At 45.8% G+C, this 16,618-nt stretch carries 15 protein-coding genes and 1 pseudogene; 5 read left to right on the top strand and 11 right to left on the bottom strand.

From position 1 onward, the window contains the following. Positions 1-243 precede the first annotated feature (243 nt). Entirely contained in the window at positions 244-570 is a 327-nt protein-coding gene (locus ACK8OT_RS02165) for a hypothetical protein (protein WP_410194854.1), read from the top strand. Between the two features lie 35 nt (positions 571-605). On the opposite strand, the gene ACK8OT_RS02160 is transcribed toward ACK8OT_RS02165, so the two are convergent. The 6 genes from ACK8OT_RS02160 to ACK8OT_RS02135 all read right to left on the bottom strand — a co-directional run bounded on the left by ACK8OT_RS02160 (position 606) and on the right by ACK8OT_RS02135 (position 7,658). After that, a complete protein-coding gene (locus ACK8OT_RS02160) occupies positions 606-3,059 on the bottom strand; it encodes an SEL1-like repeat protein (RefSeq protein WP_410194853.1) in 2,454 nt (817 codons plus the stop codon). Positions 3,060-3,404: 345 nt separating this feature from the next. Beyond that, positions 3,405-4,667, bottom strand: coding sequence for an AAA family ATPase (locus tag ACK8OT_RS02155; protein ID WP_410194852.1), 1,263 nt, complete (start codon positions 4,665-4,667; stop codon positions 3,405-3,407). Continuing rightward, a complete protein-coding gene (locus ACK8OT_RS02150) occupies positions 4,664-5,305 on the bottom strand; it encodes an RNA ligase family protein (RefSeq protein WP_410194851.1) in 642 nt (213 codons plus the stop codon). Before ACK8OT_RS02150 ends, ACK8OT_RS02155 begins: the two co-directional genes overlap by 4 nt. Before the next feature lie 168 nt (positions 5,306-5,473). After that, positions 5,474-5,818: a low molecular weight protein tyrosine phosphatase family protein gene (locus ACK8OT_RS02145; RefSeq protein ID WP_410194850.1), complete on the bottom strand. Its 345-nt coding sequence runs from the start codon at positions 5,816-5,818 to the stop codon at positions 5,474-5,476. Further along, a complete protein-coding gene (gene prfH / locus ACK8OT_RS02140) occupies positions 5,818-6,471 on the bottom strand; it encodes a peptide chain release factor H (RefSeq protein ID WP_410194849.1) in 654 nt (217 codons plus the stop codon). The genes ACK8OT_RS02145 and prfH overlap by 1 nt, the downstream gene beginning before the upstream one ends. Continuing rightward, complete coding sequence (locus tag ACK8OT_RS02135; protein ID WP_410194848.1) at positions 6,468-7,658, bottom strand: RNA ligase RtcB family protein; 1,191 nt, start codon at positions 7,656-7,658, stop codon at positions 6,468-6,470. Before ACK8OT_RS02135 ends, prfH begins: the two co-directional genes overlap by 4 nt. Before the next feature lie 400 nt (positions 7,659-8,058). On the opposite strand from ACK8OT_RS02135, the gene ACK8OT_RS02130 reads away from it, so the two are divergent. Beyond that, positions 8,059-8,928: a hypothetical protein gene (locus ACK8OT_RS02130; RefSeq protein ID WP_410194847.1), complete on the top strand. Its 870-nt coding sequence runs from the start codon at positions 8,059-8,061 to the stop codon at positions 8,926-8,928. Positions 8,929-8,994: 66 nt separating this feature from the next. Here the strand turns inward: ACK8OT_RS02130 and ACK8OT_RS02125 are convergent, their stop codons facing one another. Continuing rightward, positions 8,995-9,318, bottom strand: coding sequence for a hypothetical protein (locus ACK8OT_RS02125; protein WP_410194846.1), 324 nt, complete (start codon positions 9,316-9,318; stop codon positions 8,995-8,997). 171 nt (positions 9,319-9,489) lie between these two features. Then, positions 9,490-9,786: pseudogene (locus ACK8OT_RS02120) on the bottom strand (2-nitropropane dioxygenase); the annotation flags it as partial. A 239-nt stretch (positions 9,787-10,025) separates the two neighbouring features. Here ACK8OT_RS02120 and ACK8OT_RS02115 point away from each other — a divergent pair. Then, positions 10,026-10,718 (top strand): hypothetical protein, encoded by a 693-nt coding sequence (locus ACK8OT_RS02115; protein WP_410194845.1) that lies wholly within the window; start codon positions 10,026-10,028, stop codon positions 10,716-10,718. Between the two features lie 102 nt (positions 10,719-10,820). On the opposite strand, the gene ACK8OT_RS02110 is transcribed toward ACK8OT_RS02115, so the two are convergent. After that, positions 10,821-11,933, bottom strand: a complete 1,113-nt coding sequence (locus tag ACK8OT_RS02110; RefSeq protein WP_410194844.1) for a DUF6708 domain-containing protein — start codon at positions 11,931-11,933, stop codon at positions 10,821-10,823. Positions 11,934-12,134: 201 nt separating this feature from the next. Here ACK8OT_RS02110 and ACK8OT_RS02105 point away from each other — a divergent pair, with 201 nt between their 5' ends. Beyond that, positions 12,135-12,938, top strand: a complete 804-nt coding sequence (locus tag ACK8OT_RS02105) for a hypothetical protein (RefSeq protein ID WP_410194843.1) — start codon at positions 12,135-12,137, stop codon at positions 12,936-12,938. A gap of 202 nt (positions 12,939-13,140) precedes the next feature. Here the strand turns inward: ACK8OT_RS02105 and ACK8OT_RS02100 are convergent, their stop codons facing one another. Beyond that, entirely contained in the window at positions 13,141-13,773 is a 633-nt protein-coding gene (locus ACK8OT_RS02100; protein ID WP_410194842.1) for a helix-turn-helix domain-containing protein, read from the bottom strand. Positions 13,774-13,861: 88 nt separating this feature from the next. Between ACK8OT_RS02100 and ACK8OT_RS02095 the strand changes: the two genes are divergently transcribed. Then, entirely contained in the window at positions 13,862-15,022 is a 1,161-nt protein-coding gene (locus ACK8OT_RS02095) for a benzoate/H(+) symporter BenE family transporter (protein ID WP_410194841.1), read from the top strand. Between the two features lie 54 nt (positions 15,023-15,076). On the opposite strand, the gene ACK8OT_RS02090 is transcribed toward ACK8OT_RS02095, so the two are convergent. Next, positions 15,077-16,615, bottom strand: a complete 1,539-nt coding sequence (locus tag ACK8OT_RS02090; RefSeq protein WP_410194840.1) for a PfaD family polyunsaturated fatty acid/polyketide biosynthesis protein — start codon at positions 16,613-16,615, stop codon at positions 15,077-15,079. Positions 16,616-16,618: the final 3 nt, after the last annotated feature.

Genomic DNA, 16,618 nt, shown 5'->3' with positions numbered 1-16,618 from the left:
CGGCCGTTTAAAAGAAGACATATTAAGCCCACCCGCCAAACACGTACGCCTAACTGATGAAGACTCTGACGGGAACTGGGCACGAAATATCGGACAGCCACCTAAGAGCACCAAAGCTGGGCCAGCCAGTATTATGACTACGACCCCCTTGGTCGCGTTAAGCGCTGGCAATTACCGGATGGCCAGCAGGTTGACTATGAATTTCAACAAGGCCAACTAGCTGGTATTAACCTTAACGGTGAAGTGCTCACCCAACACCTGTTTCATCATGGTCAAGAAATCAAACGTAGCCAAGGTGCCCTCACCAGTGAATACCAATACGATGAGCAAGGCCGCTTAACCCAACATGCACAGCTGCAACAACAGTCACAGCATAAGTTCCATCAAGGCACCCGAGCCAGCGTCAAACAGCAGCGCCAATATCAATATTATGTGGCCGGTAACCTCACTCAAGTCACCGACAGTTTAAAAGGCGACAGGCAATACCATTACGACCCCCTCGCCCGCTTGTCTCATGTGCACGGCAATATCGATGAGCATTTTAAACTCAGCTACTATCAACGCGAGTGAAGTTCTTACATCACTCTAGCAAAACGCCCGCCAACTTAGTCAAAACTTAAACACCTTAGATGTGGGGCTTTTTCCTCCTCAAATCCAACGCTATAGCCTTGGTTTTGCGCTGCGAGCTCATTAATGGCGCGCTCATAACCCAGCGCGGCGGACTTTTCTAAATGTTGTCGCGATTGGGTGAGATCTTTAGTGAGCCCTTCGCCCAAATAATACATGCTGGCGAGTAAATAATGACAGAACTTGCAATCCTGATCGGCGCCAGCAAACAAATAGCCGATGCCATGACTGACTCCTGATTCTTCCACTGCATTTTCCAGTAAAAAGCACGCTAGGTTAAAATATGCCTTCAAAGCATGGTTTTTTCCGGCTTGTTCATACCAATGTATCACCTGCTGGACGCGATCTGGATCATCGCTGTCCTCTTGATAATACAAGGCTAGCGTATATTGCGCCGCGACCAGATCATGCTCTGCAGCTAGGGTTAAGTACGGCTTAGCGGCGTGTTTATCTAAAGGTAAAATCTCGCCTAAATAGTAGCGTGTGCCCACCACTTCACAGGCATATGCATCGCCAAAATCGGCCGCTTTAAGCATTAATTCTGAGCTTAGCTTTTGATTGTATTTTGAAAACTCAGGCTGATTATGCAGTAAGGCCAAGTTATACAAAGCCCATGTGTCTTGGGGGTCATCGGATTGAATGTAACCTTGCAAGTAATCATAAGCGCGCTCAGGATCTTGATATCGGTGCAGGTAAATGGCGCCTAAGTATTCCTTGGCTGCACTGACTTGCGCTTTGGCTTGTTCCAAATGATGCACGGCGGGCTCATTTTTTCCCTGCTCGAAATGTAACACCCCTAAATGATAATGGCTAAGCTTATCGCCCTGCTCGGCGGCTAACATCAGCCAGTGAGCCGCTTGTTGATGATTGGCAATCACGCCAATGCCGTATAGCAAACAATGGCCTATGTTCGCTGCCGCTTGAGTCCAGCCTAATTCATAGGCTTGATTAAACAGTTGCCACGTATGAAGCTTGCCTTGAGGATGGTCAAGGTCACAGTACAACCGTGCAAGTAAGTAATGGGCCTCGCCGGATGTGTGCGTTAAAGCTTTAGTCAGGTATATTTGCGCTTTATTAAGTTGCTTTTCACAGCCGCGGCCATGGTAATAGCAAAAACCAAGCTCTAAGCACGAGCTCAAACAATCGGCTTCATCGGCGGCTTTATGAAACCAAACCAATGCCTGTTGTTTCTCTTGTTCATCATCGCTGTTGGTGAGCGCCATCGCGTATATATTTTGACAAACGTGATGACCTAACTCGGCGGCGCGTTTTAACCAGAAGTCACTTTGCTCAAGATCAAGCTCGGTTCCCGTGCCATCTCGGTACATACAATAAAGGTTATGGGCAGCATCTTCGTCTCCTGCCGTCCCTGCTCGTAAATAATACTTAAAGGCTAAGGCGTCATTTTTTGCGACACCGCGGCCTTCATAATATGCAGATCCTAAGGTGTACATGGCATTCGCATCGTTTTTTGCAATGGCTAATGTCAGGTATTTAACCCCAAGCTCAACATTGGCAGGGGTGAGTCCAAGGTAGAGTTTACCCAGCAGCCATTCTACATCGTCAAAATAGCCTAAGGCTTGGTGATATAAGGTGATCGCCTTTTGCGGATCTTTTTCAACACCTAACCCCAGCATGTAGATCCGCGCGAGGTTGTAACAACTTGCCTCATCTTGATCTTGCTCGATAGACATTTCATACCAACGAATAGCTTGTTGGTAGTGATCATCATCTTGGCAATGATTTACACTGTGATAGCCAAGCTGAAATAAAATACTGCCCTGTTGATGGCCATGCTCGTAAGCGTGATGTAACAATTCAAGGGCATACACATTATCTTGCTCGACCCCTTTGCCATCACGATAGCATTGGGCTAATAAAAAAGTCGCGGTGGCATTGCCACCTTTTGCACCTTGCAATGCATGATAACAGGCGCGTTTTGCATCAATCTCAATCTCGTCTTCACCATAGTAAAAAATATGGGCTAAATTTTTGTGCGAAAGCGCATTACCTTGCTTGGCCGAGATTTCGTAATAATAGATGGCAGCCTCTAGGTTTTTGTCTACGTATTGCCCATTTTGATACATGGAACCCAGGTTATTGATGGCCCAAGTATGATGGTCAGCCGCAGCGATGGAATACCACATAAAGACATCTTTAGGGCTGTATTTGGCTTTTAAGCCATGCTCTGCCATCCAGCCCATCGCAAAGGCCGCCCAAGTGTGACCATATTGAGCTAAGGGCAGTAAATAGCTTTCAGCCATGGCAAAATCTTGCTCTACGCCATCGCCGTTGTTATATGCCCAGCCAAGAGAAAACTGCGCTTCAATGTCGCCAAGGGCGTAGGCCAGTTGCAGGCTTTTAATATTCTGGGTTTCGCCGTTAAGGGCAAATTCCCTTAAACCTGACGCAATTAAATCCGTGGTCGACATATTTACCTCTGCAGCAGAAAAACATTGTATTAGGTGCCTCGCTTAGAAGCACACCTTAGGACGAAATGAAGGGCTAACCCTAGCTTGTCACTTTGACCCCGATTAGAGTCAATCAGATAGCTCGGGGATAGAGGGGTCTTAAAAAAGCACAACAGCTCATTTATATCACAAAAACCTCAATAACCATTTAATGAGAAATCATTATTTTGTTACCAATTTTCAATTTTGTGATTTTGCATAATGACGCCAAGAGGCGCTCTAAGCGCTTGCCAAACAAGCCTCAAGTCGCAGCGGGTTTCTGGCAAACTCAAGGCTTACAAACAGCAAAACAGCGTACTTTACTATTTACTCAAACGTCCCTTGTCTAAACAGCTCCTTGCCTTTTTCGCCGATAATCAGCATGCGGTGGCCTTCGGTGAATGAAGGCCACTCTAACTTAGCGAGTTGGCTTGTGATGATGTCATCGCCAACCACATGGCGCCGACTCTTGTTATCCCGGCGAAGCGTACTTTCCTTTACCTGAAAAGCAACTAGGGTGATCAGCGCCCCGTAACTCAGGCCCAGATCGCAAATAATTTGCCTGAAGTCTTTACGGATATTAGTGGCATCCCACACAACATTTTGCTTTTTTGCTAAGGCAGTTTTTAGTCTGGATTTAGCCAGTTGTAACACTTGGCCGCGATGTTTTTGGCAGCTTCGTTTGCCATTGAGCGTTTCACGGATCGTGTCTAACGAAATCACCTCAAACCCGTTTAGGTTTTGCTCAATCCAAGTGGATTTACCACTACCGCTGACACCACACATAACGTAAAGATGGCTATAATCCTGTCCGCCTTGATAATTCTTCGCCACCCCTTGCTCGACCATATTGATCTGTTCAGTGGCAAGCTGGCGCAGGGCATAACCATTCAAATAGACCTGCTCGGCACGAGAGGCCTTGATCTGAATCGGCTTTAAAATCGCCTCAACGACGTCATCCTCACCCCATAGTTGGTACTCTTGGGCAAACATTTTAAACTGATCAAGCAAATCGATTTGTAGCGACTGATCACTGCAAGTTCGCCCTTGCATATCCGCAAGTTCAAGCCAATAGAGAAGCGCTAAATCTAGGTTCAAAGCCAAGTGTAAATAGTGGCTATAACCCATATTTTTGATTACCAGCCTCTTGTTCATCTGATGAAACCCCACCAGCCCAATAATGCCCCTGATGGCTTGGTGCTCAAGGGGCAACTCGGGCAGTTTAAGGGCTAAATAGCTCGCCCCTATCTCCTCGTGTTTTGGCGCGACAACACGCTCAATCCCTGACATTAGCTTACGCTTGGTGGTTATCGGTTTGGCGATGTCATGTAGCAAAGCAGCTAATATCAAAATTTGCCGATTGACGCCGGTGATATGCTTAGCGTCCGTGCTGAGTATGTTATACAGTTGGCTCAGTACCATATCGGTATGAATGGCCACATTTCCTTCGGCATGCCAAATGTTGTCTTGCTCGGTGTCGCTAAATTGGTGCAGTAACGGAAATGTATCCCCTAAATACCCAACACATTCAGCAAAAGTAGGCGTATGCGATATGGCTAAGCTGTTGAGCCAATTAGCAAGTTTGCTCATTTTAACCTCCCAGTTTTATGGCTTAAGCCATTGGGCACAACGTCTGCATGCATCCAGTGCTTATCACAGATCACATGATTTGGCCTCACCCATTTTGCAACACTTTGGTTAAATTGTGAGAAATGAAACGCATCTGCCACCCTCACTACGTAACCTTCTTGATGCTGGGTATCCAGCACTAGGTTTTTTATGGTGGTTTCACACCATGGGCCAAGGTACAACTCTGTTGGTGTGATCAGGCCAAGCTCTGCAAAAAATGCCTTACTGTCTTGCCAACTTAAGCATTCGTTGTGCTCATTCCATAAGGAAAAAGCCATAAAGTAGCTTGCTAATGCGTCATAACTAATCGAATGCCTTGCGTATAGATTTTCGCCGCAAATACGCCACCCCTTTGGTATGCGGTAACCAATCTCAGCTTGTAACCCTTTAACCCAAGCTCTTGATGGGTGAAACCGACTATCTAGCGAGCGGGCATGGATAAAGTCGTGGTAAATAGTGGTATTTTCGCCATCCATTTTTTCCGTAACAACAACTTGGCGATTTGCCAAACCACTTAAATTACCTTGGCGTATGTCATCATAGGTCGCCCCCGGTGACCAAGGTAAATGCGGGGTGCGAGGGTATTTTACTCTCATCATGTAACTCCATTGCTTATTGTTGTGATTGAACGCAACGTTCAATGCTTTGATCGTTTTAAGCACCGCATAGCCGCCCCCCATACTGAAATGGCGAAAAAACATGCGGTGTGGAGATGGAATTACATGGCTCTGTCCTCTACTGATCTGAACTCATACAACTAATACAACTTAGGTTAAGCCTAAATAATGGCTAACACTTTGTTTTATCATGCTTACTAACTCGTCATCCATGTATTGATAATCGTCGGTGATATCTAATACTTGAATGTCCTTATAGATTAATAACTTATTGAAGTTCGCCTGTAACCTCTCTTGGTGTTTTTGCTCCATAACAAAAATAACATCTGCCCATTGAATTATTTTGGCGTTCACCACTTTGTTGGCTTTAGGGCTGGTGCCCGCTGATTTAACGGCTAGCGCAGGATGATTTTTCCATACCTGCTCACCCGTTGGGCTTCGCCATTGGTTACGACTGCAAATAAACAGTACATGGGTAACTTGATGCTCCTTCATTAATTAGCGCCTCCTAGTTCGCCGCGCTCATGGCTTATACGAAACTTGGCGCCTTTAAAGGTTTTTAGCGGATCGCCACGTTCAACTTGCCAATGCTGTTGCCAACGGGCCTTTTCTTGTTGCGTTATTGTCGCCATTTGGCTGGCTTCAACCTTTTGCAGTAACATGGCCCTTGCCAAGCGTTTATTGGCATGTTGGCTGCGCTCACACTCAACCCGCACCGAAATGCCCGTTGCCAAATGCGTTGCTCGCACTGCTGAATCAGTGGTATTGACGTGTTGTCCGCCCGCGCCCGACGCGCGACATGTTTGAAAGGTCACGCTGTTATCCAGTTGGCTATCATCAATGTCGTACACTTGGCCGTTAAAAAACCAGTTTTTTCGTTTATGCTTAGGCCGATACTGACTTTGACATACCCATAACATGGCGCCCTGCCATGACAGTGCCAGTTGTTTCGCGCTCTGCTCTGGCGTTGAATCAAGTTGCAACAAGACTGATTTATAGCAATCACGCTCTGTTGCAGCGATAGCTTCAACCACATCCAGCCTGATACCTTTTTCGGTACTTTGTTTAGCGATCATTTTCAGCGCCAAGCCCACGGCTTGACAGCATTCCATTGGCCCTTGCCCAGCAGATAGTTGCAATAAAATCATCCCGCGCACTCCCCGTTGGTTTTAAAGGTTAAAACGGGGCGCAGTCTTGCCACCACCTCAATGAGACCCGCGTCGACCATATCGCTGATCACAGTTTCACATTTTTTATAGGCTTGCGGGGCTTCGTCAAATAACAGCTCTTTATTACCACACACCACGCGACTGCCTAATGGCGTACGGTATAAGTCTTCACGCTTGTATTTATGACCAAGACGACCATGACATTCACCGCGCTTCCACTTACGCCCCGCGCCGTGTGCGAGTGAAAATAAGCTAATGCGGCCCTTTTCAACTTGGCTTAAGTCATCCCCATTTGAGTTAACAAAAAGGGGGGTAACCAGATAACTGTGATCCCCCCGTGAACCCGGAATAACCACATAGCCTTTGTCACTGGGAGTGGCGCCTTTTCTGTGTAGCCAGCCATCACTGCCTTCGAGGTTTTTGGGCGAGACAAGGTTATGGTTAATGTCTAACGCACAATGGCCATTAGCGCGGATTGCTTCTAAAAATCGCATGGCAATTAATTCTCGGTTTAGCTCGGCAAAACGCACGGCTTCATCATGCTGGTGCATGTATTTTACGAAGTCGGCATCACTTTCAGATAAGCCATCGTGACAGTATTTTGCGATATGCGCCGCTAAAATAGATTGCCCTAATCCGCGTGAGCCCGAGTGCACCAAAAGCTGCAGCTGCTTTTTATTCAGCCCTAACTCATCTAAGACTGCTTGATTGTAAATCTCATCAATGGCCTGAAACTCAGCAAAATGGTTACCCCCTCCGATCGTGCCCAAGGCGTGATCATACCCTTGGATATGGATGTTTTTTTCGGCTTTTCGAGTGTCAATGACCAAGCGCCAACGCTCATCGAGAGGCTGTTCAACATGGGTAAATTTTTTAACTAACTTATCTAGATTGACTTTGGCAACCTTGGCAGAGGTTTGCCACAGCGTCATGCCACAACCTATGTCGTTTCCCACCAGCGCAGGGTAAATTTTACCGGTGGTAAAAAAGGCCGCCCCGATGGGATAGCCTCGGCCAGGATGTAAATCCGGCATACCGGCAACGCGCAGCATGCCCTCTAGCTGTGCTGTTTTGGTCAGTTGTTGTATTGCCAGCCCTTCAATCCACGTATTTTTAGACGCAATCAGGCTAACATTTTCAGAAATGTGTTGGACGGATTTGCCCATAATACCAATTCCTTTTTCTTGATTAGAAAAACAGGATTAAAACGAAAATCGAATTGGCAGGTCTGGATCTATTTTGAAATCAAAGGAAAGGAACGAGATTACGCAGTATTTGGCGAGATATACAAGATGTATAAATACGAATTTAAGCGGCTCGTTTCTTAACGGATAAGACCTGCAAAGGATGCTAATGTCAATGTCATGTTATTTACTCCTTTACAGTTAGTTGATAAATCGAGTTGATATCGAGCATTGTTGATAAGTGCTCATTAATTGCACGGCATGGTAGTCAGTTTTTGTGAGTAAAGCAACTGCAATTTTAGGTTAATTTGATTTATCATTCGGCGGCTTACGCATAGTTTATCCCTTACCCCTCATTACTTGCCCATTGTTGGAGAGCTGTATGCCCTTTAAAACGTTTATTTTTTGTTTTTTCAGCTTTTTCTTGATTAGCTGCGACGCCAGTCCCGACTACTTGGCCGAACTGAGACGCTATAAAGACACGGTAGGCAACTTTGTAGGCAAAGGCTTAACCGTTGCAGAGCGCGATGCGGATCTTGATTGGTATGTCGCAGACTTTCATAGCACAGCCCTAAAAAATGCCTCTCTGTTTGAATTTGCGCCTGATAATGATTTTAAGTTTGTGCGTAGCTACAAATTTTACGACGGCACTGGCCTGCTTTGGTCTTGGACTCATTCAGGTCGCCAGTTCAATATGATTTATAGCTTTGTCGGCCCAGGCACCGATGTCACCATAGTTGAAAACACCCATCACCTTACGGACGATGAAGTCATTATTGCGCTGTACTTTGAAGACAAATATCAAGCCATGTTAAATGTGTTTGAAGCACCTAAATGGCGTATTGTTGATCAGCCAATCACCTACCAGCCCGAAGCGCTGGGCTTTTTACATCTCGTTGGCGACATTTTTCAGGGCAAGGTTGCCACCCTACCTTATGTTCAAATTGAAAAATCGGGCTGTGCCTATTTACAAAACAATCAAGACATATGCACCGAGCTGCCCACGCCTTTCAAGCTATGGTTAAACGAGCATGCAACAAGTTTGTTTGGCGATAAATCCAAAGCCGGATTTGGCCTCAAAGTGGTTTACAACGATAAGGCAGAGTTTAGCGAGGTAATTGCGGCCTATCACTACAGTGAAGTGTACGATGAAAATGGATACCGACTTCTTAGTGACATCCAACTGCCTATTGCTAAAGGCTACCTAAATGAAGGCAGCCGGCTTAAGCTGCCGATTGGATACAGGTATTAGCAAAGGTTTGATTTTAGCTTCTGACGATCTGAGGCTGCTAACCTTATTTATTGAGTGTCATTCTTATTATTCGACAATCTTGCTCCCTGCTTGATGAATACAAGACACGATCTTTCCACCATAAACTTGTTGTTCATCTTGGGTCAGCTCAGTGGGTAAATTTAGTTTGTTAGGCTCTGCCAAACAATTTTGATACAGCTTGTTGATTAACTCTTTACACTTCTTCGTTGTTAGCGCTTTACTATAAAGGTAGGACTGATCCCTAACACTACACAAATGGCTACTTAAGACAGGTTCAAATGAAAGTAACCATTGCTCGGTTGCCAATTTATCAGCGTTGGCGCCACTACTGATTAGTAACGTCATGACTAATGATTTATTCAGTTTCATCGTTTCCCTTATTCACGAATAATCAAATCAATCGGCAACTCATCGTGCTGGTACTCAATAATCTTCAAATGATTAAACAGATAAAGGATATTGCTAAGCACCAACAAAATGGAGCTGACATATCATCAAGTATTCATTACACCCGATACTGCCCTAATTCAGGCGCGAGCATCAGGCCTTGGTTTTCAAGAATTGAATACGCTGTAAATAGGCAGCGCCTGTCATCAAATGACTGACCACATCCACGACCTTGCGGTTTTAGTATTCTGCGAGATACGTTCCCTTGGTCCACGCATTAAAAGCGCCCAGTGCGGGCCCTGCCCATATTTGATAGTCCATTTCACGCCCTACTTTGCCTTGATTTGACCAGCGGCTCGATAGGCCTAAATACCAGCGAAAGATCAGCGCCATTTTACGCTTTGGATTGTCTTGAGCCCGTTCGATTTGTTTCGGGTCGCGGCTATTAAACTTAATTAACTAACTCACTTGACTCCCCTGCTTTAACAACGAAGTGTAAATGGCAATAGTCACAAAAAGATAAAGGATTGTAATCCAACGTTATTGACAATGAAATCCATAAAAACCTATTATCGCGAGCTAACGCATTGAATTAATCGCAGGTCACCTTTTCGGGTTGGCTAATCACCCCGTTCGCAATACACAGGCAGTGAGCCCGCGCCGCCCAAACTCTCCGATAAGGATCGCAAATGCAAAAACGCCTGCTGCTCACCCTATTTATCACCTTGTTTAGCACCCCTATGCTGGCTCAATCCACGGCAAAATCGCGCTATCAACAAGGCCATAACGATGAACTTATCATCACCTTGGCAACCGGCGACACAGTGATAACCAATATCTTCTCAGCACAAGAAACCGGCGCCGAATTCAGCGTTTTGACCGAGTTTAATGGCCAAGACGCGGTTTATTACAGCAGCCGAATGGACGAGCTTTACTTCACCTTCAGCCGAACAAACCCTAAACGTATCGACTGCGTTTACGCCAGTTTACACACCCAAATTAACGTACCGGTGAGAAAGTTTCGCTGTGGCTTAAACGAAACCATCTCACCTAAGCTATTTGAGCAACATCGTGATGACTTTGCCCATACACTGCCCACACTCGCTACCGACCCGAACATTGCGGCGCAAGTTAACAGCAAAGGCAAGGTGATCATTCCCGTTTCACAAGGCAATGGCTTTGAAGTGCAAGCCGTTTACACCACACAAAACCTCGCCGATGGTCAGCCGGATCTATTTATTATTCAACATGGCGAATCAACCAAGATCAACGCCGAGGCGTTTTATGTGGAATACCTTGGCAAGGCAAAAAACCTTAAAGCGAACAGGCTGTTTAAATCCGTTAACAAGGAAAACACCGAGTTCGCACCGGTCACGGAATAATAAAGAGATAAACAACCATCCGAGGCAGTCACCCAACAAAATACAAAGCATCAGCATAGATATAAAGACCCGCCCCATAACCACCTTCATTAAGGGCTTACCTTAATAAACCTTCACATCTTGGTTTTTTTCAGCGTCGTTATTGGCTTTAGCCAGCAGCTCAATATCACCAATGTTTAATAGGTTTTTGCCATAGTAGCGATACTCGCTGTTAACCAGTTTGTTAGCTTGTTGCAGTTCTTCCGAAGGTTTGGCCCATTGGTCGCGCGGGAGCGGCTCGCTCCAAGCTTGCATGGCTGGGGTGACGCCGCGGTGGATAACATATTTAAGGCGGTAGTTGGTTAACAAAATACCAAAGGGGGTGCCGTTCACATACCACCAAATCTTGATCCAAAGGGGAATGTCTTTTTCTTCGCAGTTATGGCTTTCACAATATTCACGGCGAATAGCGGCGAAGCTTTCGGGGCTGGGCTCGGGGATGTCATCGGGGCCGTATTCCATAAAATGTCGGATCATTTCCCATTGCGCCGCCGCTACTAACATATTGCCCGTCCCCACTTGCGCTGCTGACCAAAAATGACCGTGATCGTCTTCATCGTTAGCACCAATAAACAAGGTAGCACTGTGCACCATGGCATGGCCGGTAAAACCACTGCCTTGACCCACTAAGGCCACCACCTTTTCCCAAGGCACCACTTTGTATTCGGTTTGCTTTAGCTTTTCATTCCAGCGAGAAAACATCACCTCGCGGCGCTGGCGGTGAAAGCGAAGGGGGGCGGCGCGAGCTATATCTTTATTACTGCTGATAATTATTCCAAAGGTGAGTACTAGCCCTAAAATAATAACGGGGCTAGCATAAGCAAAAGAAGTAAAGACCTCTCCCCAGATAATAGCATCCCAAGACACGTCTCGGAAAAAATAGGAGTCAGCACCCTCCTTCCATTCAAACCAGTTGTAGAAGCTGATACCAAAAGTAGCACTGTAACTTGCCCAGCCGAATACAATAGCTAAGATAAGTACATATTGCGCCTGAAAAATACTGCCCTTCGCCCCGCCAATATCAATATAATGCTCACACTTCTTTGCTAACAAATCACAGGCATTGGCCTTAGGTATGTTAGTGGCGACCGGCAAGGGGCTTAAGGTGATGCGTTGACCTCTGCCTTGTACTTCGCTGCGCCCCGCTTTAAAAGGCATTTCTTGTTTATCTGTCATGATTGCTCTCGTAAAATGGCGGGCCTTGAGGCTCGACTTACCTCACCTTCCAATATCACAAAAACATAAAATTCTAACTCATTTTAATTGATAGTTATATCTCTATTACTTACTATGGCGACTAATTTATTGAATCTATGAATAAATAATTTTGCGAATACATCGATGTATTCACTACCTAGGGCAAGAGCAAGTCAATCAATGAAACGCCTTCTTAAGCATCGCAAAACGGGGATGATTCAATCAATCCGAGTGCTCTTCTACAAACTACAACCCTATTTAACCGAGAAGTTAAAAACCAAGCAGGGCAAAATTGTCCTTGGCGTTGCTTTAACTACCATTTACTTATCTTATAAGGTGTTTGCCGACGACATTGCTTTTTGGTGGACTAAAGGCATACCAGAGCATTATATAAAAGTAGGCAATGCCTACCTGTCCGACGTATCCACCGAACTCAAAGGCGTTGACCTAGTCAGCAACACCCTTACTTTTCAAGGTGTAAAGCCCAAAGGCTGGCAGGTTAAAGCTGAACTAAAATGGTCTTCATCTGGCCGAAAATGCACTACACGTTCAAGTTGGGCCGAAAATCCGGTATACATCCCCACTCGTTATAATTCAACTTTTTATGGTATCGACTTAGGCGAACGTTATATTATCACCCTGCCACAGACCACTAACTGGCACATCAACCGCTGCGACGATAAATTAAAGCAAGTCTATTTAACTTTTTATAACAGAGAAGCCCATTCACCAGGCACTCGGTTACAGTTTTTTGGTCGTGATATACCGATTAATAAAAAGAAGCATGGGTATATGGCTGATGAACAGTGGTTTTGTACCAAAGAAGATAATAAATACACGTATAGCGAGCAAGCCCCCTATGAACTCAATTGCCGTATCAAAGGCGGTAATTACAAAGGGCAAATTCACCATGATGAGATAACTGACCACACCATCAACTTCGATATCTATATCGATGGTGAAAACTGGGATGCTGATGATTAGTGATCCCTACCACTACTTTTGGTGTGCTACCTAACATCTTGTCGATTTGTAAAATCAGGTTATTAATTGTTTGTATTTTTATCGCTGATTTGGTCAGGGCAAACGCATGAATGTTTTTTGAGCGTTTAGTGGTGTTTTCTTAGACGAAAATCTGTCGCAAGGATGCGGCAGTTAAGTCATCACCAATTATTGAGGGATGATTTCACGACGTTTCGTATAAGAAAATTCCACTTTGTTCGCTTGGTTGATTGCATTTTGTACACTCATGCGCTCGCCCTATGATTTGGTAATGAATCACATTATGAAAAACGGCCTTTTCTGTTCCCAAATTTTTATAGCCATGAGGTTGGTTGGCGTTAAATCGAACGGCTTGACCCGCCGTTAATCTGTGCCACTCACCTGCAAAGAAAACAGCCATCTCACCACTAATGCAAAGTATGTGTTCTGTTACGCCTAAATTATGAGGTTCAGATTGGTGCTGATAATGAGGTGCCAAACTAATTTCAAAAATTTCAAAGCCAAGGGTTTGTTCAAAAGGGAATAATAGGCTGACAAAGAATCCCTTATTTAAGCTTTCTTGGCGCAACTCGGCGGCATCTCTAAACATACTCTCAAGTATTTCTGTGCCTGGCGGGGCAATAAAGCGAGAAAAAGACGTATTAAAACCTGATGCGATTTGCCAAAGCTTAGCCACAGTGGGGCTCGATTCTCCCCGTTCAATTTGACCTAACATCGCTTTACTGACGCCTGTCGCTTTCGCTGCAACGTCTAGACTCCAGCCTTTTTCTTTTCGTAATTGTCGTAGGTTTTCCCCAACTGATTTATCCGGTTGCATATTATTCCTTAATCTTTTCTTGTGCGTTATAACGCACAAGTGTTATGTTGTTTGTATGTTATAACGCACAAACAGTAATGGAGAAAGGATGAAGATTAAATTTTCACACATTAGTACCGGATTTATTGCCGTTTTTATTGGTTATGCCAGTGCCGCAGCCATTATTTTTCAAGCAGCAACCAGTGCTGGCGCCTCCCAGGAGCAGATCACTTCATGGTTTTGGGCCTTAGGCATCGGTATGGGCGTATCGACTATTAGTTTGTCATGGCATTTTAAACAGCCAATTGTTACTGCTTGGTCAACGCCCGGGGCTGCGCTATTAGTGACCTCATTACAAGATGTGACAGTTGGGCAAGCGGTGGCGGCTTTTATGCTTTGCTCGGCATTGATCACTTTGGTAGGCGTGTTAGGCTGGTTTGATAAACTTTTATCGCAGATCCCAACCGCCATCGCATCGGCCATGTTAGCTGGGGTGTTGTTGCAATTTGGGCTGGGGATATTCACAGCGTTACTCGATGAATGGCTGATAGTGGTGGTCATGCTCGCGGTTTATATCATCGCTAAGCTTTGCTGGGGGCATTATTTGATCCCTGGGATCATGGCCATTGCAATTTTGCTCAGTGCGCTAACGGGTAAATTAGATACTTCAATGATGGAAATAGGCCTATCAACGCCAACCTTTATCATCCCTGACTTTCAGTGGCTTACTCTAGTCAGTGTCGGCATCCCTTTATTCATTGTTACTATGGCATCGCAAAATTTGCCAGGGTTTGCGGTATTAAAGGCCAATGGATATCAGGTTAATGCATCGCGTATTATCACTGTAACCGGACTAACTGGTTTAATACTGGCTCCTTTAGGTGGGTTTGCATTTAATCTAGCAGCACTCACAGGGGCGATTTGTATGAGTGACAATACAGATAAAGACCCCAAATTACGCTATTTAGCTGCTATCGCAATGGGCGTATTTTATTTGTTAGCTGGGGTATTTGCAGCCAGCTTTGTATCGCTGTTTACGCTTGTTCCGAGTGCAGTGGTCATAACCTTAGCAGGTTTAGCTTTAATGCCAATTTTGTGCCGCTGTTTAATGAATGCGCTGGTGGATTCCACTGATAAAGAGCCTGCATTAATGGCGTTTTTATTAACGGCGTCTGGCATTAACTTATTGGGGATTGCCAGTGCATTTTGGGGGTTATTGCTGGGGATGATTTGCTACTGGTTACAACAAAAAAGGGTGGCTGTCGTATAGATGTGGCGTGAGCGTTTCAAACCGAAACCCTCACGCTTTTTCTTTTTAAGGCAGTTAGAGGCGATACTGCCCCAACTCAGGCGCTAGCATCAGGCCTTGGCTTTTCAGTAATTGAATACGCTGTAAATAGGCAGCGCCTGTCATCAAATGACTGACCACATCCACGACCTTGCGGTTTTGGTATTCTGCGAGATACGTTCCCTTGGTCCACGCATTAAACGCGCCCAGTGCGGGCCCTGCCCATATTTGATAGTCCATTTCACGCCCTACTTCGCCTTGATTTGACCAGCGGCTCGAAAGGCCTAAATACCAGCGAAAAATCAGCGCCATTTTACGCTTTGGATTGTCTTGAGCCCGTTCGATTTGTTTCGGGTCGCGGCTATTAAAGTGCGCCACCGTGTCTTGCCAAATTTGCTCTAGGGGCTTTCTAAACACTTGCGTTTCTAACTTTTCACGCTCAGCGGCTGGGATAGCGTCGATGCTGTCATATTGCTGATACAGATCGTAAAGCTTTTGTGCGCGCATTGGGAACAAGGTACCGCGTTTAACCACTTGTAGCTGCACGCCCATTTCAAACATATCGGCCGCCGGTGCCATGGTTACATCGGCCATTTCGGTGGTGGCTAATAACTTTTTAGTATGCTCACTGGCGCCCGCCTCAATACAGGCTTGGTTAACCGAGCCGGTCACGATAAAGTCGGCGCCCATAGCAAAAGCGGCTAATGCCGCACTTGGCGTGCCAATACCGCCCCCCGCGCCCACGCGCACAGGCTGAGCAAATTGATATTGCGCTTGGAGCTGATCGCGAAGGCTTATCAATGTGGGCAATAAAGTCACTAAAGGACGATTATCGGTATGGCCACCCGAGTCTGCTTCGGCGGTGATGTCATCGGCCATCGGCACCTGCTGCGCTAATTCAAACTGCACTTGGTTAATCAGGCCTTGAGCCAATAAGCTTTGCAGCATTTTAACCGGTGCTGGCTTGATAAATTTTTCGGCAACTTCGGTTCGTGATACCTTGGCAATTACTTTATTGGCGATCACTACCTTGCCCTGCCCATCTAGGCTTAAACCGGCCGCGCGATAACGCACTATGTGCTCGGTTAGGCCTAAAAACGCCGAGGCTTCTACGGTGTGCACGCCATGGCGAAGGTAAAGATCAACACAGCCTCGCTCCAATGCGGGCTCACTTGGGCTGTGGATCAAGTTAAACGCATAAGGGCCATTAGGCAATGCGGCTTGAATGGTGTTAATGGCTTGCTCAACCCGAGCGGGCACTAAACCGGCTGCGCCAAATGAGGCCAAAAATCCGGCCTTACCTAAGGCAATCACCATCTCTTCTGAGGCAATACCGTTGGCCATGGCACCGGCGTAATACGCATAATTGACGCCGTGACAGGCTTTAAAATCACTGCTGCCTAATTCGGACGCGTCGCCCGCTGGCGCAAACGCTAATAAGGTCGCCGCCTCACAGCCATTGGCATCAGGGCGCAAGCTAATGCCATTGGCATCGTTAAAAATAAAACAGTTTTGCGCTAACTGGCGCAGTGCCGTTTGGTTAGCTTCGTTAAATTCGATGGTATTGGTTGTCATTGT

The organism is Motilimonas thetidivivens (assembly GCF_046452435.1).
GTDB lineage: Bacteria > Pseudomonadota > Gammaproteobacteria > Enterobacterales > CBDFNC01 > Motilimonas.
This window is presented reverse-complemented; position numbering and strand designations above follow the sequence as displayed.

Coding starts and splice junctions, on each gene's coding strand:
- ACK8OT_RS02090 (WP_410194840.1), bottom strand. CDS start 16,615: ATGACAACCAATACCATCGAATTTAACGAAGCTAACCAAACGGCACTG.
- ACK8OT_RS02115 (WP_410194845.1), top strand. CDS start 10,026: ATGCAAAAACGCCTGCTGCTCACCCTATTTATCACCTTGTTTAGCACC.
- ACK8OT_RS02160 (WP_410194853.1), bottom strand. CDS start 3,059: ATGTCGACCACGGATTTAATTGCGTCAGGTTTAAGGGAATTTGCCCTT.
- ACK8OT_RS02130 (WP_410194847.1), top strand. CDS start 8,059: ATGCCCTTTAAAACGTTTATTTTTTGTTTTTTCAGCTTTTTCTTGATT.
- ACK8OT_RS02145 (WP_410194850.1), bottom strand. CDS start 5,818: ATGAAGGAGCATCAAGTTACCCATGTACTGTTTATTTGCAGTCGTAAC.
- ACK8OT_RS02125 (WP_410194846.1), bottom strand. CDS start 9,318: ATGAAACTGAATAAATCATTAGTCATGACGTTACTAATCAGTAGTGGC.
- ACK8OT_RS02105 (WP_410194843.1), top strand. CDS start 12,135: ATGAAACGCCTTCTTAAGCATCGCAAAACGGGGATGATTCAATCAATC.
- ACK8OT_RS02155 (WP_410194852.1), bottom strand. CDS start 4,667: ATGAGCAAACTTGCTAATTGGCTCAACAGCTTAGCCATATCGCATACG.
- ACK8OT_RS02150 (WP_410194851.1), bottom strand. CDS start 5,305: ATGATGAGAGTAAAATACCCTCGCACCCCGCATTTACCTTGGTCACCG.
- prfH (WP_410194849.1), bottom strand. CDS start 6,471: ATGATTTTATTGCAACTATCTGCTGGGCAAGGGCCAATGGAATGCTGT.
- ACK8OT_RS02110 (WP_410194844.1), bottom strand. CDS start 11,933: ATGACAGATAAACAAGAAATGCCTTTTAAAGCGGGGCGCAGCGAAGTA.
- ACK8OT_RS02095 (WP_410194841.1), top strand. CDS start 13,862: ATGAAGATTAAATTTTCACACATTAGTACCGGATTTATTGCCGTTTTT.
- ACK8OT_RS02135 (WP_410194848.1), bottom strand. CDS start 7,658: ATGGGCAAATCCGTCCAACACATTTCTGAAAATGTTAGCCTGATTGCG.
- ACK8OT_RS02100 (WP_410194842.1), bottom strand. CDS start 13,773: ATGCAACCGGATAAATCAGTTGGGGAAAACCTACGACAATTACGAAAA.